Here is a 21,673-nt window from a genome sequence, read left to right on the forward strand (position 1 = left end):
CAAATTCGAACTCTCGGACCTGCGGAGGCTACATGCGGCCGTAAGCAAACCCCGTGATGGGCGTGGTGCCTTCGATCTCGTCCACCAGTTGCAGCAGCGGGCCCAGCTGGCGGTAGCGGTTGGCGGTGGAGCGGATGTAGTGCAAAAAGCGCGGCGCATCGGCCAGGTACTTGGGCTTGCCGTCGCGCAGGGTGAGGCGGGCAAAGATGCCAGCCACCTTGAGGTGGCGCTGCAGGCCCATCCATTCCACCGCACGGTAGAACTCGCCAAAGTCTGCCCCCCAGCCGCTGGCGCTGTTCGCGCCCAGCAGCCCGGCCTTGCGGGCCTTCTCCCAGTAACGCACGGTCACATCAATGACAAATTCTTCTTCCCAGCTGATGAACGCATCGCGCAGCAGGCTGGCGATGTCATAGGTGATGGGGCCGTAGACGGCGTCCTGGAAGTCGAGCACCCCCAGAGCGTTGGATGAACCAGCCCCCGAGCCGCCGCCGGGCCGCCCCAAGGCGGCGAGCGCCCCCTCGGGGGGCAGCGAACCACGCGCAGCGGGGAGCGTGGGGGCCATCAAATTGCGGGTCATAAAGTCGCGGTGCACGAACACGCTGGGCACGGCCAGGTTGTGCGCCACGATCAGATTGAAGGCGTTGTCCAGCGTGGCCTGCTGCTTGGCCGTCAGCGTCACGCCCCGGTGGCGGGCCAGGTACCAGTCTGGGAACAGCGACAGCTCCCGGCGCAGCAAGGCTTCGTCGTACACGGGCAGCACGCCGGGGCGAGAAGCCTTTTGCCACTGCAGCAGCACGTCGGTAGCCTGCTGGTACCACGCCAGTGCGGCCTGGGGGTTTTCGGGCTGCAGCAGCTCGATCAGGGTTTGCTTGCCCAAGTCAGACAGCAGCATGAAGCCACCCGCTTCGTCCCACGCCAGGATGTGCGGCACGTTCAGCCCGGCCTCGGCCATCAGGGCCTGCACCTGCACGAAGGGGCGGCAGTTTTCCTTGTCGGGCGGGGCGTCCATGACGATGCAGCTGGCGCCCGAGGCGGTGTCGATGCGCAGGTAGCGGCGAAAGCTCGCGTCGGCTGACGCTGGCCGCAGCGTGCCGGGCAGCAACTGGTGGCTGGCCACCAGCGGGGCGAGCCAGGCCTCAAAAGCCTGCTGGCGGGCGGGGTCGGCCCAGGTCACCTGGCTGGGCATGGCAACGCTGGCTGCACTGGATGGAACTGCAGACGAATCGGCAGATGAAGGGGAAAAGAAGGAGGAGGGGTGGCTCATGGATAATCGGATTTTACAAACCCGTTCCCGTGCCGCCCCGTCGGCGTGGGCTGCTCCATCCGCCCTCGTCCCAACGCCCCACGTGCCACGTCGCCAGCCCATCACCGTGCAGACACCTTCCCCCCGGACCCGGCCCGCAGTGGCATCCGCCTCGTCGCGCGTGCACCGGCCTGCGCCCAAGGCCCTGGCGTACTGCGTTGCGCTGGCCTGGTGCGGTCTGCCGCTGGTATCGCTGGCACAGGATGCCCCGCCCGCTGCACCGGAAACGCCGATGACGCTGCGCACGTCCCCGCAGCTGCAGGAAACCATTCCGGAGTCGGTGCGCAACCAGTTGCCCGTGTTTGTGCGGGGCGACCGCATCACCGGCCAGACGGATCTGAACGCCACCATTGAGGGCAATGCAGAGTTGCGCCGCGGTGACACGGTCATCCGTGCGGACCGGCTGGAGTACATCGCGCCGGACGACCTGGCCAAGGCCCGGGACAACGTGCGCATCAACCGTGCAGGCAACACCTATGAGGGCTCCGCGCTCGACCTGAAGGTGGAGGCGTTCGAAGGCTTCTTTACGGACGCACGCTACCGCTTTCTGGCCACCCAGGCCCATGGCGAAGCCAACCGCATCGACTTCATCGACCGCGACCGCGCCACGGTGCACAGCGCCACCTACACCACCTGCCAGCGCGAAAACGAAGACAGCTGGCGCCCCGCCTGGATTTTGCGAGCCGACGCCATCCACATCGACAACAAGGAAGAAGTGGGCTCCGCCGAAGGGGCGGTGCTGGAGTTTCAGGGTGTGCCCATCCTGCCCATTCCGCACATCACTTTTCCCCTGTCGGACAAGCGCAAATCCGGTCTGTTGCCGCCCACGGTGGCCCTGGACAGCCGCGACGGGCTCTCCTATATCCAGCCCTATTACTGGAACATCGCCCCCAACCGGGATGCCACGCTGCGCTCTGCTGTCATGGCCAAACGGGGGGCGAACCTGGGGGGGGAATTCCGCTATCTGGAGCCCACCTATTACGGGGAAATCAGCGGCGACTACATGCCTTCAGACCGCCTGCGTGAGCGTGACCGGTGGAGCGTGACAGCCAAGCACCAGGGCACGATTGACTCCAGCATCGGTGGGCTGGGACTGAACCTGAACCTCAACCGGGTGAGCGACGACAACTACTGGCGTGATTTCGGGCGCGCATCGGTGCAGCTGCGCCAGCGCCTACTGCCCAACGATGCATCGCTGAGCTGGGGGTCGGGCGACTACTCGGCGCAGATCCGTGCCTTGAAGTGGCAAACGCTGCAGGACGTGAGTGCCCCCATCGTGCCGCCTTATGACCGCATGCCGCAGCTGAACTGGCGCTACACGCCCTCAGCCCTGCCAGGCGGGTTGGACGCCAGCGTGGAGCTGGACACCACGCGCTTTGAGGCAGCCCGGGCTCTGACGGGTCAGCCCAACGCAGACCGCTCCTACGCCCTCGCCCAGATCAGCAGGCCTTTTCTCTCGCCAGGGGGCTTTGTCACCCCCAAGCTGCAACTGCACGCAACGCAGTACCAGTTTGACGGCGCGCTGTCCAACGGGTCCCGCTCCGCCAGCCGCACCGTGCCCACATTCAGTGTGGACAGTGGCCTGGTCTTTGAACGCGATGCATCCTTGCTGGGTCGCTCGTTCACGCAGACGCTGGAGCCGCGTGCCTTCTACACCTACACGCCGTTCCGCAACCAGAGCGCGCTGCCGGTGTATGACACCGCCGCCACGGACTTCAACTTTGCCACGGCGTTTACCGAGAACCCCTACGTAGGCAACGACCGCATCGCAGACAACAACCTGCTGACGCTGGGGGTGACCACCCGGCTGCTGGACCCGAACACGGGCGCAGAGAGCGTGCGACTGGGCATTGCCCAACGGGTGCGGTTCTCTGACCAGAACGTGACCCTGCCCGGCGCAACACCGGTGAGTGAACGCCTGTCGGACGTGCTGCTGGGTGCCGGGCTCAACTGGACGCAGCAGTGGGCTTTTGACTCCACCGTGCAGTACAACCCCAAGACGGGCCGCTCCATCCGCTCCACCATGAGCGCCCGCTACAGCCCCGGCAACTACCGCACCATCAGTGCCGCCTATCGCCTGCAGCGCGGCACGAGTGAGCAGATCGACGTGGGCTGGCAATGGCCGCTGAACGACCTGTGGGGCGACAAGGGCCAGGACCTGGGGCCTGGGCGCGGCCTGGGCGGCGGCCGCTGGTACAGCGTGGCGCGCCTGAACTACAGCATCCAGGACCGCAAGATGGTGGACACGGTGATCGGACTGGAATACGACAGCTGCTGCTGGATTGGCCGTGTGGTGCTTGAACGCCTGCAAAACAGCACCTCCACCTCCAATACCCGGCTGCTGTTCCAGATTGAATTCGTGGGCTTCTCCCGCCTGAGCCTGGGCTCCAGCCCTCTTGAAACCTTCAAGCGGCTGGTGCCGCGCTACCAATACCTGCGCGAACAGGTGGGAGCGCCCAGCCGTTTCAGCAACTACGACTAAACCGACACTGCCATGAACCACCGCGTGATGACATGGGCCCTGACAGCCAGCCTGGCCTGCCTGGTCTCCCAAGGCGCTGCAGCCCAAGGGCTGCGCCCCGCAGGCAATGCCAGCCAGGGCCTGGCGCGCCAGCCCGCCGCCAACACAGGCGCCGCCCCGGCGCTGAGCCTGCCCACGCCCTCAGCGGCAGACAAAGGCCCGCGCTCTGCCGACTACATCGTGGCCATCGTCAACTCCGAGCCCGTGACCAACCATGAGGTGAGTTCGCGGGTCGCCCGGATCGAGCAGCAGCTGGCCCAGCAGGGCGGCAGTACGCCTGCTCCGCCCCGTGAAGTGATTGCCCGCGAAGTGCTGGAGCGACTGATTCTGGAAAAGGCCCAGCTCCAGCTGGCGCGGGAGATGTCGCTCAAGGTGGACGACTACTCCGTCAACCAGGCAGAAGCGAGCGTGGCCCAGCAAAACGGCCTGACGGTGGACGAGTTGCAGCGCCGCCTGGTGCGCGAAGGTCTCAGCCGCGACCGCTTCCGTGAAGAGCTGCGCAACCAGTTGCTGCTTCAACGCGTGCGTGAACGCGAAGTGGACTCCAAGGTGCGGGTCACCGATCTGGACATTGACCAGTTCATCCGCGAACAGCAAGCCAACCCCGAGGGCGTGGAGATCAACCTCGCCCACGTGCTGGTGCGCGTGCCCGAAAACGCCAGCCCCGAAGTCGTGGCCGAACGCCAGGCCCGCGCCCAGCAAGCGGCAGACAAGGTACGTGCCGGTGAAGAGTTTGCCAAAGTGGCGCGTGAGTACTCTGATGCAGCGGAAGGCGCACGCGACGGCGGCCTGCTGGGTCTGCGCCCCACCGACCGCTACCCCGAGCTGTTCGTCACCTCCACCCAGTCGCTGCCCGTGGGTGGCATCGTGGGCCCCATCCGCTCTCCAGCAGGGTTTCACATCCTGAAGGTGGTGGAACGCACGTCCGCAGGCTCTGGCATGGTGGTGACACAGACCAACGCCCGCCACATCCTGCTGCGCACCGGCCCCCAGCTTTCTGAAGCCGCCGCCGCAGCTCGCCTGAACGACTACCGCCGCCGCATCCAGGTAGGGCAGGCAGAATTTGCCAGCCTGGCACGCGAACATTCGCAGGACGGCAGCGCCAAGCAAGGCGGCGACTTGGGATGGGCCAACCCTGGCCGCTATGTGCCCGAATTTGAGCAGGTACTGAACACCCTGCGCCCCGGCGAAATCAGCGAACCCGTGGTCACACGGTTTGGCGTGCACCTGATCCAGCTGGTAGACCGGCGTGAGGCCAAGCTGAACCAGCGCGAACAGCGCGACATGATGCGTGACGCCGTGCGCGAGAAAAAGCTGGATGAAGCCTACGCCACCTGGGCGCAGGAACTGCGTGGCCGTGCTTACGTGGAATATCGCGAGCCCCCCCAATGAAGGGCATGAAGCACATTCCCCGCAAGCGTTTCGGACAGCACTTTCTGTCGGACCAGGGAATCATTGACGGCATCGTCCATGAAATTGCGCCCCAGCCCGGTGACCCCATGGTGGAAATTGGTCCGGGCTTGGCTGCCCTGACGCAGCCGCTGGTAGAACGCCTGGGCCGTCTCACCGTCATCGAGCTGGACCGGGACCTGGCGGCGCGGCTGCGCGCCCACGGGCAACTCGACGTGATCGAGTCCGATGTGCTGAAGGTGGATTTCACCGCCCTGGCCGAAACCTTCCGCAGCAAGCTGAACAGGCCTGACTTGCGCCTGCGCGTGGTGGGCAATCTGCCCTACAACATATCCACGCCCATCCTGTTCCATCTGCTGGAGCATGTGCAGTCCATTCAGGATCAGCACTTCATGCTGCAAAAGGAAGTGATCGACCGCATGGTGGCAGCCCCCGCCACAGGCGACTACGGTCGCCTGTCGGTCATGCTGCAATGGCGCTACGCCATGGAAAACGTGCTGTTCGTGCCCCCAGAAAGCTTTGACCCACCACCCCGGGTGGACAGCGCCGTGGTGCGGATGGTGCCTTACGCCGAGCCTGCTGCGGTGTCGGTGCCGCTGCTGGAAGAGCTGGTGCAGGTGGCCTTCAGCCAGCGCCGCAAGCTGCTGCGCCACACCCTGGGCCGCTGGCTGGAGGAGCGCCAGTTCGCTGGTGCATTCGACACCCAGCGTCGTGCAGAAGAAGTGCCCGTGGCTGAGTACGTGGCGCTGGCGCAGGCTTGCTCTTGAATTGATAGCTGCCAGCGCTTGATGGGCAAGCGCAAAGTGCTATTTTGATTATGGATGCTATGGTGTCGCGCAAGCAGCTTCAGTGCCGTATTTCGCCGCTGCCCTGGTAGGCAAGCAGAGCCCCCATCAGCGACACCGCGCAATGGCCGCTCTCTTTCCCGAGTTGCGCAGCAGTTCGGGAGAAGAGGCGGGAAGGCGCAAAGCGCCTCAGGGAGCTATACCGGATTCAAGCTGCCGAAAGCCAGTATCCCGCATTGAAAGGGCTGCTCATGCGCAGCGCCAGTGGGGACACATCGACCAGCTTGTCGGTGGGCATTTTTTCTTCGGGCTCTGCCGCAATCTCGATCCGCTGGACTTTCGGTGCTTCATTAGCCTCATTCGCCCGTTCTGCCTGGCTGTTGGATGCAGAACGGGCTACAGAAAAGAATAGAAACAGCGGAAGGGAATCTTCCGGTCGCTCCAGTAGTCCGCCGCATCGCGGAAGATGTCGAGCAGTTGCTCGCGTGCTTCCTTGTCGAACTTAGCCGTGGCGGGAATCTGCTCCAGCACCACGATAAAGCCGGGCTGCGGGCCCGACTTGTGCAGTGGATCTGTCATGCAGTCGTACAACGCATCAAAGTTCTTGCCAAAGTGGGCAGGAAATGTGAATTGCGCAGCAATCAGGTCCAGCACATCCTGCTTGGACTGCGCGTGGGCCAGATTGGCATACAGAAAATGGTGACCCATCGAACTGGCCGCCTCTTGCAGATCCTGCACACGGAAGGCACGGATGGACTGCACGATATTGGGACGGACGCCGCGCAACGGCGTATCCAGGTCTTTACGAAGTGGCGTCTGCATCTCCGCTACTCTTTCTTAATAAAGTCCACAAACTTCTGGCATTCCGCAAGCCGGGCATGCACCTTGCGGGTGGGAGGATTCAAAAAGTCACGCCATGTGCCACCATGACATGGCAGGCACATACCGCTATGGGGGAGTTCACTCGACGATCTCGCGGAAACTGGCGTAGTGGTCGCTGGTGTAGTAGCAAGCATCCGGGGTTCGGGGCTGTAAGCCACCGCATACGATGCGACGCGCCCCCCGGTTGCTGGCCCCCGGCGTTCTGACGGTGTACTCGCGGTAATAGCCACGCTTTTGTGCTGGCAGGATCCGCTCGCGGTTGCCGAAAACAGTACCGTCCTTCTCGTAAGGGAACGGCCCACCTTCACGGATGAGCACATAGGTTGCTCGCCCCTGAGCGGGCAGATCGGCCAACGCTATGGAAGGAAGCGAACTTACGGCAGACGGAGCTTGGCGGGCATGACCCACCCCCGGAGCCAACACAAACGCAACACCCAAAGTACCCCAGACAACAACTCTGCGAACTTGGGCGGCTAAAGCCTTCAGCATCAACGACACCTTTCAGAAACCACGGGTTAACCCGAAAATTTCGAGGCTGTAGTGTGACGTAATACCCCCCAAAAAGCAAGCGCCTGCCCAAATAATGGGCAGGCGCTTGCAATGAAAAAGTACAAAAATCAGCCCTGTTACGGGCTGTTAACGCATTAACGGGATGCGTTGGCGTCAGCTACCGTCAAAGCCGTCATGTTCACGATGCGGCGCACGGTGGTGCTGGCAGTGAGGATATGCACAGGCTGTGCTGCGCCCAGCAGCACGGGGCCGATGGCGATATTGCCGCCTGCCGCTGTCTTGAGCAGGTTGTAGGAGATATTGGCTGCGTCGATATTGGGCAGCACCAAGAGGTTGGCGTCACCGATCAGGTCGCTGTGGGGCATGAGGGCTGCCCGGGCCTTGCTGTCCAGCGCCACGTCACCGTGCATTTCGCCGTCCACTTCCAGCCACGGGGCTTGCACCCGCAGCAACTCCAGTGTCTGGCGCATCTTGATGGCGCTGGGCTGGTTGCTGGAGCCAAAGTTGGAATGGGACAGCAGCGCAGCGCGGGGCTTGATGCCAAATCGCATCATTTCCTCGGCCGCCATCACGGTGATTTCCGCCAGTTGTTCGGCGGTGGGGTCGTAGTTGACGTGCGTATCGACCAGGAACACCTGGCGATCGGGCAGCAAAAGCCCGTTCATGCACGCAAATGTGGTCACACCAGCGCGCTTGCCAATCACCTGGTCAATATAGTTCAGGTGCAGATTGGTGTGGCCCCAGGTGCCGGCAATCAGGCCGTCTACCTCGCCCTTGTGCAGCAGCATGGCTCCGATGAGTGCCAGGCGGCGACGCATCTCGATCTTGGCGATGGGCACCGTCACGCCCTTGCGCTCGGTCATGCGATGGTAGGTCTGCCAGAAGTCGCGGTAGCGGTGGTCGTTCTCCACATTGACCACGTCGTAGTCGCGCCCTTCCTGCAGGCGCAAGCCGAACTTCTCGATACGCTGGGCAATGATGGCGGGGCGACCGATGAGCGTGGGCCGCGCTATCTTCTCATCCACCACGATCTGCGCCGCACGCAGCACGCGTTCTTCCTCACCCTCGGCGTAGGCCACGCGCTTCTTGGTAGCGGTCTTTGCGGCCGTGAAGATGGGCTTCATCATCGTGCCCGAGGCGTAGACAAAGCTCTGCAGCTGCTCGCGGTAGGCATCCATGTCGGCGATGGGGCGCAGCGCCACGCCACTGTCTGCAGCCGCTTGTGCCACAGCGGGGGCAATCATCATCATCAGCCGGGGGTCGAACGGCTTGGGGATGAGGTACTCCGGCCCAAAGGCCAGTTGTTCGCCCACATAGGCGGCAGCAACGACTTCGCTTTGCTCGGCCTGCGCCAGCTCGGCAATGGCGTGCACTGCGGCAATTTCCATCTCCAGGGTGATGGTGGTGGCACCGCTATCGAGAGCCCCGCGGAAGATGTAGGGGAAGCACAGGACGTTGTTGACCTGGTTGGGGTAGTCGGTACGACCCGTGGCGATGATGGCGTCATCGCGCACCGCCTTCACGTCTTCGGGCTGGATTTCGGGATTGGGGTTGGCCAAGGCGAAGATCAGAGGGCGGTCAGCCATGCGCTTGACCATGTCCTGCTTGAGCACACCACCCGCCGACAGGCCCAGGAACACGTCGGCACCTTCGATCACTTGGCTCAGGGTGCGCAGGTCGGTCTTCTGGGCAAACTGGATCTTGTCCTCGTCCATCAGCTCAGTGCGGCCTTCATAGACCACGCCAGCCAGGTCGGTGACCCAGATGTTTTCGCGGCGGATGCCCAGCTTGACCAGCAAACCCAGGCAGGCCAGCGCGGCAGCGCCTGCGCCCGACGTCACCAGCTTCACATCCTCAGGCTTCTTGCCCGCCACCTTCAGGCCGTTGAGAATGGCGGCGCCCACCACGATGGCCGTACCGTGCTGGTCATCGTGGAAGACCGGAATCTTCATGCGTTCGCGCAGCTTGCGCTCGATGTAGAAGCAGTCGGGGGCCTTGATGTCTTCGAGGTTGATGCCGCCGAAGGTGGGCTCCAGGCTGGCAATGATCTCTACCAGCTTTTCAGGGTCCTTTTCGTTGATTTCGATGTCAAACACATCGATGCCCGAGAACTTCTTGAACAGGACGCCCTTGCCCTCCATCACAGGCTTGCCAGCCAGGGGGCCGATGTCTCCCAGGCCCAGCACGGCCGTGCCGTTGGTCACCACGCCCACCAGGTTACCCCGGCTGGTGTAGCGGAAAGCGGCGTTGGGGTCCTTGACGATTTCTTCGCAGGGCGCTGCCACACCGGGGGAATAGGCCAAGGCCAGATCGTGCTGGTTGACCATCTGCTTAGTGGCCGCAATGGCGACCTTGCCGGGCTTGGGAAACTCGTGGTATTCGAGCGCAGCGCGGCGCAGCTGGGCACGCTTGTCTGGGTTGTTGTTCTGGGCCGTGGTGTTCTCGGGCATGCAGTGTCTCCAGCGTGAGAGGTAGCGAAAAGATCGCCGGGGCAAGGCCCGGCCAAGGCTGTCAGCTTTGTAAGGGTCTGCGATTGTAGGCGTCGTTACGTAAAAACCCTAGTAAGCGTATCTGCTTACAGGGAAAGACAGGGCCCGCATTGTGCTCCTGCCCAGTCCTTGTCTTACACCCGAGTCAATGCATAAAAGCTATGGCTCGGCGCAAGCAACGCATAGGCCCGTCCACCAGCCTGCGGGGCAGGGCGCAAAAAAACGGCCCCACGGGGCCGTTCATCAGGCATCAGGCACTACAGCACCGCTCAGCGGCTGCTGGGGAAGCTGAACACCGCGCCTTCGCGCACACCGGCCGAGGGCCAGCGCTGGGTGATGGTCTTGCGCTTGGTGTAGAAGCGCACGGCATCAGGCCCGTAGGCGTGCAGGTCGCCAAACAGACTGCGCTTCCAGCCGCCGAACGAGTGGTAGGCCACGGGCACGGGCAGTGGCACGTTCACGCCCACCATGCCAACCTGGATGTGGTCGGTGAAGTAGCGGGCGGCCTCACCGTCGCGCGTGAAGATGCAGGTGCCGTTGCCGTATTCATGGTCGTCAATGAGCTTCATGGCTTCTTGCAGATTCTTCACCCGCACCACGCCCAGCACGGGGCCGAAGATTTCTTCCTGGTAGATCTTCATGCCGGGCTTGACGTTGTCAAACAGGCAAGCGCCCAGGAAGTAGCCTTCCTCATGGCCCTGCACCTTCACCGTACGGCCGTCCACCACCAGCGTGGCGCCTTCGGCCACACCGCTGTCCACATAGGCCTTCACCTTCTCGAAGTGCTGTTTGGTCACCAGCGGGCCCATGTCGTTGCTGTTGTCAGTGCCTGGGCCGACCTTCATCTTGGCGATTTCAGCCTTGAGGCCTGCAATCACGGCCTCGGCAGTGTCATCGCCCACGGCCACCACCAGCGGAATGGCCATGCAGCGCTCGCCGCACGAGCCGTAGGCTGCACCCATCAGCGCGCTCACTGCGTTGCCGATATCGGCATCGGGCATGACGATGGCGTGGTTCTTGGCGCCGCCCAGGGCCTGCACGCGCTTGCCGTGCTTGCAGCCTTCGGCGTAGATGTACTCGGCAATAGGCGTGGAGCCCACGAAGCTCACAGCCTTGACGCGCGGGTCTTGCAGCAGCGTGTCCACCGCCAGCTTGTCGCCGTTGACCACGTTGAGCACGCCGGGCGGCAAGCCCGCTTCCAGCGCCAGCTGGGCAATGAACAAGGCGCTGGTGGGGTCGCGCTCCGACGGCTTGAGCACAAAGGTGTTGCCGCAGGCCACGGCCATGGGCCACATCCACAGCGGCACCATGGCCGGGAAGTTGAACGGGGTGATGCCCGCCGTCACGCCCAGCGCCTGGAACTCGCTCCAGCTGTCGATACCAGGGCCCACGTTGCGGCTGTGCTCGCCCTTGAGCAGCTCGGGGGCGTAGCTGGCGTATTCCACGTTCTCGATACCGCGCTGCAGCTCGCCGTGCGCATCGGCCAGCACCTTGCCGTGTTCGGCGGTGATCAGGGCGGCGATCTTGTCGGCGTTTTCTTCGAGCAGCACCTTCAGTTTGCTCATCACCCGCGCGCGCTTGAGCGGCGGCGTGTTGCGCCAGGCAGGGAAGGCGGCCTCGGCCGAGGCGATGGCGGCTTCGACCGTGGCCTTGCTGGCCAGCGCCACGCTGGTGGTCGATTGGCCGGTGGCGGGGTTGAACACCGGTTGCGTGCGCTCGGTGTCGGCAACGATCTTGCCGTCAATCAGGTGGCCAATGGTGTGGGTGACGTTCTTGTCGTGGTTCATGGTGATCTCAAGTAAAAAGTGCTTCTAGCGCTTATTCAATAAGCGCTAGAAGCTATCAAAATCATAGTATTCAGGCGGCAACGGCTTGCTCTTGCAATGTGGGCAGAACATGGGCCAGCGCGCGGTCGATGAACTCCTGCTTTTCGCCCACCGGGGCAAAGTAGTGCAGCACCTCGCGCGCGGCGTCCAGCCCTTTGAGGCGGGCCAGCAGCCAGGTCACGAGGTATTGCGACGACAGGCAGCCACCCGCCGTGGCCACATTGCCTCGCGCGGTAAAGGCGCGCGGCACGACGTCCACGCCAGACTCCACCACCCACGGTTTGCTGGTGAGGTCGGTGCAGGCGGGCGTGCCGCCCAGCAAGCCCAGGCGGCCCAGCAGAAAGGTGCCGGAGCACTGTGCCGCGAGCAACTGGCGCTCGGGGTTGAGCACGCGCAACTGCTCCATCAGCGCGGGGGTGTTGGCCACCTCGCGCGTCTTCATGCCGCTGCCCACCAGCACCGCGTCGGCCTGAGCCAGCTGGCTCAGGTCTTCGTGCGCGTCAATGGTGAGGCCGTTCATGGACGTGACACGCGGCGTGGGGCTGGCGATGCGCACCTGCCAGTCTTTATCGCCCAGCAGCGCAATGCGGCTGAGCATGCCGAACGCGACCAGCGAATCGAGGTCGTTGAAGGCGTCGAAGGTAAGGATGGAAATACGCATGAGCGGGCCGCGTCGGTGGCTGAAAGAGACTCAGGCAGACACTCAGGCCGTTTCGTGCAGCGCGTCGCCGACTGCACTGACCAGGCGATCAATCTCGGCCTCGGTGCTGATGAAAGGAGGCGCAAGCTGGATGGTGTCGCCACCGTAGCGCACGTAAAAGCCCTTGTCCCAGCACTTCATCGCGATCTCGTAGGGGCGCTTGGCAGGCTCGCCGGGCACAGCGGCAATGGTGATGCCAGCAGCCAGCCCGTAGTTGCGAATGTCGGCCACATGCTTGGCTCCCTTGAGGCCGTGCACCGCATTTTCAAAGTACGGGGCCAGCGCCTTCACGCGGGCGGGCATGGCTTCTTTTTGCAGGATGTCGAGCACCGCATTGCCCGCCGCGCAGGCCACGGGGTGGGCCGAGTAGGTGTAGCCGTGTGGAAACTCCAGCATGTACTCGGGCCCGCCTGCAGCCATGAAGGTGTCGTAAATCTCCTTGGATGCGATCACGCCACCCAGGGGCTGTGCGCCGTTGGTCACCTGCTTGGCAAAGTTCAGGATGTCAGGCGTCACGCCAAAGGCTTCGGCACCGGTCCACGCACCGCAGCGGCCAAAGCCGGTGATGACCTCATCAAAAATCAGCAGGATGTTGTTCTGCGTGCAGATCTCGCGGATGCGCTCGAGGTAACCCTTGGGCGGAATCACCACACCGGCAGAACCCGAGAAGGGCTCGACGATCACGGCGGCGATGTTGCTCGCATCGTGCAGGGCAATCACATCGAGCAGGCGGTCGGCCAGCGCGCGGCCACCGTCCTCGGCCATGCCCTTCTGGAAGGTGCCTGCAGGGGGTTGGGTGTGGGGAATGTGGTCAGCCTCCACGCCCTGGCCGAACAGCTTGCGGTTGCCCACAATGCCGCCCACCGAGATGCCGCCGTAGTTCACGCCGTGGTAGCCCTTTTCGCGGCCGATCAGGCGCGTCTTGGTGCCCTGGCCCTTGGCACGCCAGTAGGCACGGGCCATCTTGAGCGAGGTGTCGGCCGACTCGGAGCCCGAACCGGTGAAGAACACATAGTCCAGACCCGCAGGGGTCAGGTCCTTGAGCTTGTTGGCCAGCTCGAACGAGGCAGGGTGGCCGAACTGGAAGGCCGGTGCGTAGTCCAGCGTGGCTGCGGCCCGGCCAATGGCTTCGGCCACATCCTTGCGGCCATGGCCCAGGCCCGCGCACCACAGGCCCGAGAGGCCGTCAAAAATCTTGCGCCCTTCGGCATCGGTGTAATAGGCCCCCTGGCCGCTCACGATCATGCGGGGCTTGGCCTTGAAGTTGCGGTTGCCGGTGAAAGGCATCCAGTGGGCTTCGAGCCACGCGGCGTCGGTGCGCACGGCGGCTGCAGGGGTGGGGTCAATGACGGCGAAGCTCATGGCTTTCTCCTGGCAATAAAAACGATCGACACAGCGAACACGAAGCGCCATTGTTGGGGGCGGTGTTAATCTCTCAAATGAAGCAATATCCATGTTTACTTGAGGATTTATGCAAGTAAAACCCCCTGCCACACTGCCTGTGGCCGCCACCGCAAAACACCGCGCCGTTCTGGGCCAGCTCAGCGATATGGACCTGCGCCTGCTGCAGGTCTTCAAGGCTGTGGTGGAGTGCGGTGGCATGTCGGCCGCCGAGCTGGAGCTGAATATCGGCACCAGCACCGTCAGTCGGCACATGAAGGATCTGGAAACCCGCCTGGGCCTGACGCTATGCCGCCGGGGCCGTGCAGGCTTTGCGCTGACGGCCGAGGGACAGCGGGTGTATGACGAAACACTCCGATTGCTCAGCGCCGTGGACGCGTTTCGCAGCAGCATTGACGACATCCACTCGCGCATGGGCGGACAGCTGGCCCTGGCTGTATTTGACAAGACGGCCAGCAACCCGGCCGCGCGCATCAGCGAAGCCATTGCCGCCTTTGCCCGGCAGGCACCCGATGTGAACCTGCAATTGCACGTGGGCTCCATCAACACCATCGAACGCGGCGTGATGGACGGGAGCTACCACGTAGGCATCATCCCCGCGCACCGCAGCTCCCAGAGCCTCATCTACACCGACCTGTTCACGGAAACCATGCTGCTGTATTGCGGCCAGGGGCACCCCCTGTTTCACCCCGCCCGGCCGCAGCTGGACTGGGACACCGTGCGCAAATACCCTTTTGCGGGTCTCGGCTACCACTCGCCGAACATGGAGTTGAGCCACAGGGCTGAGCTGACGCGGGCTGCGACAGGTTTTGACCAGGAATCCATCGCCACACTCATTCTGTCGGGCGAATTTCTGGGCTTTTTGCCGGACCACTATGCCGAGCCCTTTGAAAGGGCTGGACGCATGCGCGCAGTGCAGCCGGACCGCTTTCACTACGAGTGCCGCTTCGTCAGCCTGATTCGCCGCTCGCCCACACCCTCACGCGCAACCCAGGCGTTTCAGGAATGCCTGGCACGGGCACATGGCAGGCCGTAATTCAATAGTCGCTTGCAGCGGCTAGCGTGGCGCGAGACAATCTCTCAGCCCGCAACAATTTGTAAGCACACCTATGGCAAGCGTTTCATCCATCGGCAATTCTGGTCTGCAAGCCGCCCAGCTGCGACTGGACTCGGCGGCGCACAACGTCGCCAACCTGAACACACCCGGCTTCCGGCGCCAGACGGTGGAACAGACTGAAGCACCGGGCGGGGCGGGCGTGCAGGCTTCAGTGCGGCGGGAGTCTGTGGAAGGCCCCGCCCTGGAAAAAGACGTGGTGGAGCAGATGTCGGCCACCTATGCATTCAAGGCGAACATCCAGGTCATCAAGACTGAAGACCAGATGATGGGCAGCTTGCTGAATACCAAGGCTTAAGACGCAGTATTTCCCCGCAATATCGTGTCTGGGCCGATCCAGCGCGCTATCCATGAAAAAGGCCCCGGGTTCGCACCCGGGGCCTTTTTCATTGTGGTCTTGTAAATCTGTCAGTTCAGTTCGCCATATTGCGTGCTGCTCAGGTCCGAACTGGGGCCATCGGAGCCAGGCATTTCGGTATCGGCAAAGCCCGTGTGGGTAGAGGGCGGCAGCAGTGGCCCTGAGCGCACGGGCACACCCGGGCGGGTGGCAGCCGAGGGTGCCGCCGTGGGGCTGCTGGCGGCATCTGCCAGGGCACGCTTGAAAGCAGCCACCTCATCGGCCTCGATGGGTTCGTAGCGCGCGGGCGGTGCAACGCGGGTCAGCGGTGCGGGCCCTGTGTTGGATGCGGGCAGCAAAGGCGCTGGAGCCGTAGCGCCGGTAGGTGTACGCGCTGCCGTCGGTGCAGAAGGGAAGCGGGCCTGTGGCTCTGCAGGAAACAGCAGAGAAGATGCACTGCTGGGTGCAGGCGCCGGTGCGGCAGTCGCCACAGGTGCGACGGGCTTGCGCACGGGCTGGGGAGCTATCGAGCTCACAGGTGTGTTGGGTGCAATTCCCTTTTGTGGCAAGCCCACCGCCACATGGTCGTTGATGCGCCAGTAAACGGCAGTCACCACAATGTCGTAACGGGTCTTGGCGGTCTGGGCAATCAGGGCCTCGATCTCACTGAGGCGAGTGGTTTCGCCACCGTACTCGCGAGCCAAATCCATCATCACCAGGAATTGCCGTCCACGCTGGTCCAGCGACAGCACCTTGAACTTGTAGCTGGCAGACAGCACCCCAGCGCGCACCATGGCGTCGCGCACCACGGTGTACAGCAACTCGCGCCGCTCCATGCGTTCATTCTTGCGGTTGACCGCGTGCTCAGGAGGATGGGGTTCCAGCAAGGGCTGGCCAGGCTTGCCTGCCCCGAGGGGGACGGTGGCATCGGCATTCATCAGCCCGGAAGGGTCCATCGCATTGCGTGGCTTGGCCTTGGGCGGTGCGGGTTTGCGGCTGAACCAGCTGAACAGAGACATGGCTTGCTTTCTTCGGAAATGCGCCGTAATAAATCCGAATTGAGTGTAACGTGGGGTGCGACGCCGCGAGTCCGTAGTCACCGCATACGCACCCAAACAGTGCGCAGTGTCAGGTGGCAGCAACGCGGCGTTTGCGGTTACCCAGTCGCTTGGCCAGAACGGAGCCAGCAGCCATGGAGAGGGCCAGCGCTACCGCGGGCTGGCGGTTGGCCAGTTCTGTAAAGCGCAACGCATGCAATGCCCAGAGTTTGGACGGTGCGCTGGTCTGCACTGTGGCCGTACGGGGCCGATGTGAGAAGAAGGCACCTTCACCCACCACCGAGCCAGGTCCTACCACGGCGAGGCGCAAACGCTCTTTCTCATCCTGATAGTGCACGCTGAGGCTGCCGCTTTCCACCAAATACAGGGTGCGGTCATTGGTGCCCTGCGTGAATACGGTATGGCTGGCGGGGAACACCATGGGCTGGAGATAAGGACCCACCACTTCCCACTGAGCGGGAGACAAGGGGTTGGTCATGGCATCGTCGGCATTGGCCTGGGCGATGGCCTCGATCAGGCCGCGAAGATCAACACGTGGGGCTGTGGGCGTTATGGCATTCATGGTGGTGCTGAAAGTACCTGCGTTACAGCATGGACACAAGCACTGCTTACGTCCGTTTACAACAAAGAAGAGCTACGTTGGCAGGGGAAAGCCCCCTCCAACGCGCTATTTGCCGATGCAGAAACTGGAGAAGATCACACCCAGAAGATCATCGGATGAAAACTCTCCGGTGATGGCTCCCAGCGCGTTCTGGGCCAGACGCAACTCCTCAGCCAACAAATCCAAGGCGGGAGAAGGTACATGCAACTGCATGGAGGCCTGTTCCAGATGGCTGTGGACTTTCTCCAGCGCCTGCACATGGCGGGCACGGGCGATGTAGACGCCATCGGGAGCAGACTGCCAACCGGCAATTTCCAGAAGTATCCGTCGCAGCACGTCCAGCCCATAGCCCGTACGCGCAGAAATCCGGACCGAACATCGGGGCGCCGTACCTTGCCCACTGGCGTCCGATTCCTCACTCTGCACGTCCGGCAACGCCACTTCAGCATCTGTCTTGTTCCACACGTCAATCACTGGGACCGATGCCGGTATCTTGTGCTGCATGGACGCAGCCACCATCGCATCGGCAGCCTGGTATTCGGGCAGATGCCTGCGGGAGAGATCGTGCAGAAAGAGGACTGCATCGGCTCCTTCGATTTCGTCCCAGGCGCGGGCGATGCCTATGCGCTCCACCTCATCCTCGCTCTCGCGCAAACCGGCCGTATCCACCACATGCAGGGGCACGCCCTCGATCTGTATGGTTTGCTGAACCTTGTCGCGGGTGGTGCCCGCAATGGGAGTGACGATGGCCAGCTCCGCCCCCGCCAGTGCGTTGAGCAGCGAGCTTTTGCCCGCATTGGGTTGACCGGCAATCACCACCTTGATGCCCTCGCGCAGCAAAGCACCTTGCTGCGCACGCTGACGGACTTGGGCCAAGGTGTGGTGCAAATGGTCCAGCTGCCCCTTGGCATCGGCTTTCTCCAGGAAATCGATGTCTTCTTCAGGAAAGTCCAGCGTGGCTTCCACCAGCATGCGCAAATGGATCAGCGCATCACGCAAACCATGGATTTCCTGCGAGAACGCACCGGTCAAAGAGCGGCTCGCACTGCGGGCGGCCGCTTCGGTACTCGCATCGATCAGGTCCGCAATGGCCTCAGCCTGGGCCAGATCTATCTTGTCATTCAGAAATGCACGCTCGGTAAATTCACCAGGCTGCGCAACGCGCAAACCAGGCAAACACACGGATGATGGATCGGCAGGCTGCGGGCTGGCCGCTGCCTGCAGGCACCTTGCCAGCAAAAGTTGCAACACCACCGGGCCGCCATGGGCCTGCAGTTCCAGCACGTCCTCGCCCGTGTAGGAGTGGGGGGCTGGAAAGTACAGCGCCAGCCCTTGGTCGATAGCTTGGCCCGCAGCATCGCGAAACGGCAGATAGGTCGCCTCACGGGGTCGCAGATCCCGACCACACAGGGCATGAACCAGCGGGCCCAGCCCCTTGCCCGAGACGCGGACTATCCCCACGGCGCCCCGGCCTGGGGCAGTGGCAATCGCAACGACGGGGTCTGTATGGCGGGCAAGCATGGCAGGACTTTACATGGGGTGAGGGTGAAAACGGGCTCTCAGAGAACCTGTTCAAAAACACCAAAGGCCGCTTGCGCGGCCTTTGGAAGGTTCATCAAACGTCAAAACACGTTTACTTGAACTTCGGCAGATTGAACTGCGGTGGCACACCCATGCGGGTATTGATGATCCACTGCTGAGCGATCGACAGCAGGTTGTTCGTGAGCCAGTACAGCACCAGACCTGCAGGGAAGAAGAAGAACATCACGCTGAAAATCAACGGCATGATCCACATCATCTTGGCTTGCATTGGATCTGGAGGTGCGGGGTTCAGCGCAGTCTGCAGCAGAGAACTCGCAGTCATCAGCAAAGGCAGGATGAAGAAGGGATCGGGCGTGGACAGGTCGCGGATCCAGCCAATCCAGGGAGCGTTGCGCATTTCCACGCTGGACAGCAGCACCCAGTACAGTGCAATGAACACCGGAATCTGGATCATGATGGGGAAGCAGCCGCCCATCGGGTTGACCTTCTCCTCCCGGTAGATGCGCATCATCTCCTGCTGCATCTGCTGCGGCTTGTCCTTCAGGCGCTCACGCAATTCCATGATGCGGGGATTGATGGCCTTCATCTTGGCCATGCTGGCGTAGGCCTTGGCGTTGAGCCAGTAGAAGGCGATCTTGAGCAGCAGCACCAGACCCACAATCGACCAGCCCCAGTTGTTGAGCAGCTTATGCAACTGGTCCAGCAGCCAGTAAAGAGGCTTGGCCAGAATAGCCAGCCAGCCGTAGTCCTTGACCAGTTCCAGACCGGTGGACAGCTTCTCCAGCATGGTTTCCACCTGCGGACCTGCAAACAGGCGCGCATCCAGCACCTTGCTGGCACCGGGCTCCAGATTGCCCAGCGGCGCAATCATGCCAACCGAGTAAAGGTTGTCGCTGACTTTGCGGGTGAAGAGCTGGCGCTCCACGCCATCGGCCAACAGCCAAGCACTGGCAAAGTAGTGCTGCACCATGGCGACGTAGCCGTTGGGAGATTCCTTGGGAATATCCACCTTGCCGTTTTCGATGTCCTTGAACTCGATCTTCTGGTACTTCTTGGCGTCCGTGTACACGGCTGGGCCCGTGAAGGTGGAGTAGAACGAAGACTCTCCTGGTGGCTTGTTGCCGTCACGAACCAGTTGCATGTACAGCTGTGGAGCGACAGCCGCGGTGCCTGCGTTCACCACTTCGTGCTTGACGGCAATGTCATAGGCACCACGCTTGAGTGTCCAGGTCTTGATCAGCTTGACGCCACCCTGCTCGGGCGATTCGAAGCGGATGTTCAACTCGTTCTCACCGTCCTTGAGGGCGCGAGGACCAGGGACCGCAGTCATCACGGTCTTGTGGGTGGGGAAGTTGCCACCGATCAGACCTGTCTGGGCTGCATAAACGCGTTGGGCGCTCTCGTCGAAGAGGACAAAGTTCTTGGCCTTGTCGGTCATGTCCGCATGCTGCAGCAGCTCTGCATGGACCAGCGAACCACCCTCCCCATCAAAGGTCAGGCGATAGACATCGGTGGTGACCTCGATCTTTTCGCGGGCCACTGCGGCGGCAGCGGGTGCAGGTTGGGCTGCGGCAGACGATGCAGGCGCACCGATGGCGGCTGCAGCAGGTGCGCTGGAGCCGGGCACGCTGGCTGCACTGGCCTGTGGCGCAGAAGCTCCTGCCGCGGGGGCAGGGGCGCTCACTGCTGCGGGGCTGGGGAAGAACGTGGCCTTCTTCCCGTTATGCAGTTGCCATTTGTCCCACAGCAAAACCATGGAAAAGCCAAAAATCACCCACAAGATGGTGCGGCGAATGTCGTTCATGAAGACTTCTTTGGTGAGGATGGTTGGGTGTTGGAAGGATGAAGTCGCGAAAACAGCCGCATACCACGCGGGAGTTCTTGCGGGACGGGATCATGGCCCCCGTCACACCAGGGGTGGCAGCGTACCAGCCTGCGCAACGTGAGATAACTGCCTGCAGCAGCACCATGCTGCTCCAAAGCCTGCAGAGAATACGCTGAACAGGTCGGCTCAAACCGGCAAGCCGATCCCAGCCAGGGGCTGAGTATCAACCGATAGCCTTTGACCACACCCATCAGCAAAGTTCGCATCATGGCGCAACCTCAGCCGCGCTTTTGGTGCGCTCTGTTTCGGCGCTGCGCCGGACAGCATACGCAAAGAGCTGCACCAGCTCGGTACGCACGGCTTGCCGGAGCTGATCGGAGGTGGCACTCACAAACTGCTTGCGGTCAAACGCAGTACGCAGGCGCACCACATGGGCCGCTTGGGGCAACCGGTCTTCAAAGGTCGCACCCACTGCATAGATCTGACGCTTGATGGTGTTGCGCGTCACCGCCCGCCGGGCCCAGCGTTTGGGCACCATGGCCCCCAGCCAGACATCAGGCATGACAAACAGGGCCTGCGGTCTTTGCTCTGAAGGCAAAGGACCGGGCCCTGAGGGTGGCTGAGATTCAGCCGACTGGCTTTGCGCACCCAGCACCAAGCGATGCAGCGCAAAATGCGCTGTGCGGGAGACAGTGCCTCCCGCCATGGTGGCCTGGAACTGCGGACGGGTTTTTAACCGCTGCATGGGCGCACCCCGCTTGATGCCTGACGGAACAGACCGGGGAGCAGGCCAGAGAGGATTTGGCCTTAGACGGCCAGGCGCTTGCGGCCCTTGGCGCGACGAGCGTTGATCACAGCGCGGCCACCGCGGGTCTTCATGCGAACGAGGAAGCCGTGGGTGCGGGCGCGACGGGTCTTGGAAGGTTGGTAAGTACGTTTCATGGTGCTATTCCTTGAGGTTCAGTTCCGGACTGCTGCTCTTGAACCCCATTTACCGCTCCAGCAAGCTGCACATGCAGCCGTCAGAGTCGGGTTTTCGGGGCAGAAATAACGGCGCGCCGGGTCAAATCACCCTGAACACATTCAGGGAAACCCAAAATTATCGCAGGCTCCTTGCTTTCTGGCAATGCCCGATGTTTTTGCCCAAAATTCAGGCACCTCGGCAAAAGCGCTTGCGGGCGTCAGAACACCTTGCAGAGCCCCTTGGCAAACCTCAAAAAGAGGGCCGCAAACCCCACTCGAAAGAGCCAGACAAGGCGGTCCGCACAAGCCCTTCCACAAGCCCCTCAAATTGTGGATAACACCTTGACAAGCTACAATCCGCAGCCTTGCATCGTTCCTCCTATCCACAATAAAAATACCTCTTGCA

The 21,673-nt window shown here is 62.5% G+C and carries 19 protein-coding genes; 5 read left to right on the forward strand and 14 right to left on the reverse strand.

All coding sequences use genetic code 11. The annotated features are described in order from the left end of the window. Positions 1–28: 28 nt before the first annotated feature. Complete coding sequence (locus AACH87_RS21645) at positions 29–1,186, reverse strand: phosphotransferase (protein ID WP_338799055.1); 1,158 nt, start codon at positions 1,184–1,186, stop codon at positions 29–31. A gap of 238 nt (positions 1,187–1,424) precedes the next feature. Between AACH87_RS21645 and AACH87_RS21650 the strand changes: the two genes are divergently transcribed. From AACH87_RS21650 to rsmA, 3 genes are read left to right on the forward strand one after another with little or no spacing between them, the layout of a single operon-like run. Then, entirely contained in the window at positions 1,425–3,785 is a 2,361-nt protein-coding gene (locus AACH87_RS21650; protein WP_338799056.1) for an LPS-assembly protein LptD, read from the forward strand. 12 nt (positions 3,786–3,797) lie between these two features. Next, positions 3,798–5,216, forward strand: coding sequence for a peptidylprolyl isomerase (locus AACH87_RS21655; RefSeq protein WP_338796626.1), 1,419 nt, complete (start codon positions 3,798–3,800; stop codon positions 5,214–5,216). A gap of 5 nt (positions 5,217–5,221) precedes the next feature. Continuing rightward, positions 5,222–6,001, forward strand: a complete 780-nt coding sequence (gene rsmA / locus AACH87_RS21660) for a 16S rRNA (adenine(1518)-N(6)/adenine(1519)-N(6))-dimethyltransferase RsmA (RefSeq protein ID WP_338796627.1) — start codon at positions 5,222–5,224, stop codon at positions 5,999–6,001. Positions 6,002–6,415: 414 nt separating this feature from the next. Here the strand turns inward: rsmA and AACH87_RS21665 are convergent, their stop codons facing one another. The 6 genes from AACH87_RS21665 to AACH87_RS21690 form a co-directional block, all read right to left on the reverse strand. Next, complete coding sequence (locus AACH87_RS21665; protein WP_338796628.1) at positions 6,416–6,841, reverse strand: barstar family protein; 426 nt, start codon at positions 6,839–6,841, stop codon at positions 6,416–6,418. Between the two features lie 138 nt (positions 6,842–6,979). Continuing rightward, the gene (locus AACH87_RS21670) at positions 6,980–7,390 is read right to left on the reverse strand and encodes a ribonuclease (RefSeq protein ID WP_338796629.1); all 411 of its coding nucleotides are present in this window, start codon (positions 7,388–7,390) and stop codon (positions 6,980–6,982) included. A gap of 155 nt (positions 7,391–7,545) precedes the next feature. Then, on the reverse strand, positions 7,546–9,861 hold the full coding sequence (locus tag AACH87_RS21675; protein ID WP_338796630.1) for an NADP-dependent malic enzyme: 2,316 nt from the start codon (positions 9,859–9,861) through the stop codon (positions 7,546–7,548). Positions 9,862–10,169: 308 nt separating this feature from the next. Further along, entirely contained in the window at positions 10,170–11,687 is a 1,518-nt protein-coding gene (locus AACH87_RS21680; protein ID WP_338796631.1) for a CoA-acylating methylmalonate-semialdehyde dehydrogenase, read from the reverse strand. Positions 11,688–11,757: 70 nt separating this feature from the next. Beyond that, positions 11,758–12,387 (reverse strand): DJ-1/PfpI family protein, encoded by a 630-nt coding sequence (locus AACH87_RS21685; RefSeq protein WP_338796632.1) that lies wholly within the window; start codon positions 12,385–12,387, stop codon positions 11,758–11,760. Between the two features lie 42 nt (positions 12,388–12,429). Further along, entirely contained in the window at positions 12,430–13,788 is a 1,359-nt protein-coding gene (locus tag AACH87_RS21690) for an aspartate aminotransferase family protein (RefSeq protein WP_338796633.1), read from the reverse strand. A 109-nt stretch (positions 13,789–13,897) separates the two neighbouring features. Here AACH87_RS21690 and AACH87_RS21695 point away from each other — a divergent pair, with 109 nt between their 5' ends. Both AACH87_RS21695 and AACH87_RS21700 read left to right on the forward strand, forming a co-directional pair. Beyond that, positions 13,898–14,863, forward strand: coding sequence for a LysR family transcriptional regulator (locus AACH87_RS21695; RefSeq protein ID WP_338796634.1), 966 nt, complete (start codon positions 13,898–13,900; stop codon positions 14,861–14,863). Positions 14,864–14,936: 73 nt separating this feature from the next. After that, positions 14,937–15,239 (forward strand): flagellar basal body protein, encoded by a 303-nt coding sequence (locus AACH87_RS21700; RefSeq protein ID WP_338796635.1) that lies wholly within the window; start codon positions 14,937–14,939, stop codon positions 15,237–15,239. Positions 15,240–15,349: 110 nt separating this feature from the next. On the opposite strand, the gene AACH87_RS21705 is transcribed toward AACH87_RS21700, so the two are convergent. From AACH87_RS21705 to rpmH, 7 genes are all read right to left on the reverse strand, one after another. Further along, entirely contained in the window at positions 15,350–16,297 is a 948-nt protein-coding gene (locus tag AACH87_RS21705) for a hypothetical protein (protein WP_338796636.1), read from the reverse strand. Positions 16,298–16,406: 109 nt separating this feature from the next. Then, positions 16,407–16,898, reverse strand: a complete 492-nt coding sequence (locus AACH87_RS21710; protein WP_338796637.1) for a cyclic nucleotide-binding domain-containing protein — start codon at positions 16,896–16,898, stop codon at positions 16,407–16,409. Between the two features lie 105 nt (positions 16,899–17,003). Continuing rightward, entirely contained in the window at positions 17,004–18,458 is a 1,455-nt protein-coding gene (gene mnmE / locus AACH87_RS21715) for a tRNA uridine-5-carboxymethylaminomethyl(34) synthesis GTPase MnmE (protein WP_338796638.1), read from the reverse strand. A gap of 112 nt (positions 18,459–18,570) precedes the next feature. Then, positions 18,571–20,283, reverse strand: coding sequence for a membrane protein insertase YidC (yidC, locus tag AACH87_RS21720; RefSeq protein WP_338796639.1), 1,713 nt, complete (start codon positions 20,281–20,283; stop codon positions 18,571–18,573). Beyond that, positions 20,280–20,573 carry a membrane protein insertion efficiency factor YidD gene (yidD, locus tag AACH87_RS21725; protein WP_338796640.1) on the reverse strand — a complete coding sequence of 98 codons (294 nt, stop codon included), beginning with the start codon at positions 20,571–20,573 and terminating at the stop codon, positions 20,280–20,282. Before yidD ends, yidC begins: the two co-directional genes overlap by 4 nt. Further along, a complete protein-coding gene (locus tag AACH87_RS21730) occupies positions 20,570–21,049 on the reverse strand; it encodes a ribonuclease P protein component (protein WP_338796641.1) in 480 nt (159 codons plus the stop codon). The genes yidD and AACH87_RS21730 overlap by 4 nt, the downstream gene beginning before the upstream one ends. A 62-nt stretch (positions 21,050–21,111) precedes the next feature. Then, positions 21,112–21,246 (reverse strand): 50S ribosomal protein L34, encoded by a 135-nt coding sequence (gene rpmH, locus AACH87_RS21735; RefSeq protein WP_005798102.1) that lies wholly within the window; start codon positions 21,244–21,246, stop codon positions 21,112–21,114. Between the last annotated feature and the right edge of the window lie 427 nt (positions 21,247–21,673).

Origin of the sequence: Acidovorax sp. DW039, from assembly GCF_037101375.1 — a bacterium.
Lineage (GTDB): Bacteria > Pseudomonadota > Gammaproteobacteria > Burkholderiales > Burkholderiaceae_C > Acidovorax.

Coding starts and splice junctions, on each gene's coding strand:
- AACH87_RS21645 (WP_338799055.1), bottom strand. CDS start 1,186: ATGCCCAGCCAGGTGACCTGGGCCGACCCCGCCCGCCAGCAGGCTTTT.
- AACH87_RS21655 (WP_338796626.1), top strand. CDS start 3,798: ATGAACCACCGCGTGATGACATGGGCCCTGACAGCCAGCCTGGCCTGC.
- rsmA (WP_338796627.1), top strand. CDS start 5,222: ATGAAGCACATTCCCCGCAAGCGTTTCGGACAGCACTTTCTGTCGGAC.
- AACH87_RS21665 (WP_338796628.1), bottom strand. CDS start 6,841: ATGCAGACGCCACTTCGTAAAGACCTGGATACGCCGTTGCGCGGCGTC.
- AACH87_RS21670 (WP_338796629.1), bottom strand. CDS start 7,390: ATGCTGAAGGCTTTAGCCGCCCAAGTTCGCAGAGTTGTTGTCTGGGGT.
- AACH87_RS21675 (WP_338796630.1), bottom strand. CDS start 9,861: ATGCCCGAGAACACCACGGCCCAGAACAACAACCCAGACAAGCGTGCC.
- AACH87_RS21680 (WP_338796631.1), bottom strand. CDS start 11,687: ATGAACCACGACAAGAACGTCACCCACACCATTGGCCACCTGATTGAC.
- AACH87_RS21685 (WP_338796632.1), bottom strand. CDS start 12,387: ATGCGTATTTCCATCCTTACCTTCGACGCCTTCAACGACCTCGATTCG.
- AACH87_RS21690 (WP_338796633.1), bottom strand. CDS start 13,788: ATGAGCTTCGCCGTCATTGACCCCACCCCTGCAGCCGCCGTGCGCACC.
- AACH87_RS21695 (WP_338796634.1), top strand. CDS start 13,898: ATGCAAGTAAAACCCCCTGCCACACTGCCTGTGGCCGCCACCGCAAAA.
- AACH87_RS21700 (WP_338796635.1), top strand. CDS start 14,937: ATGGCAAGCGTTTCATCCATCGGCAATTCTGGTCTGCAAGCCGCCCAG.
- AACH87_RS21705 (WP_338796636.1), bottom strand. CDS start 16,297: ATGTCTCTGTTCAGCTGGTTCAGCCGCAAACCCGCACCGCCCAAGGCC.
- AACH87_RS21710 (WP_338796637.1), bottom strand. CDS start 16,898: ATGAATGCCATAACGCCCACAGCCCCACGTGTTGATCTTCGCGGCCTG.
- mnmE (WP_338796638.1), bottom strand. CDS start 18,458: ATGCTTGCCCGCCATACAGACCCCGTCGTTGCGATTGCCACTGCCCCA.
- yidC (WP_338796639.1), bottom strand. CDS start 20,283: ATGAACGACATTCGCCGCACCATCTTGTGGGTGATTTTTGGCTTTTCC.
- yidD (WP_338796640.1), bottom strand. CDS start 20,573: ATGATGCGAACTTTGCTGATGGGTGTGGTCAAAGGCTATCGGTTGATA.
- AACH87_RS21730 (WP_338796641.1), bottom strand. CDS start 21,049: ATGCAGCGGTTAAAAACCCGTCCGCAGTTCCAGGCCACCATGGCGGGA.
- rpmH (WP_005798102.1), bottom strand. CDS start 21,246: ATGAAACGTACTTACCAACCTTCCAAGACCCGTCGCGCCCGCACCCAC.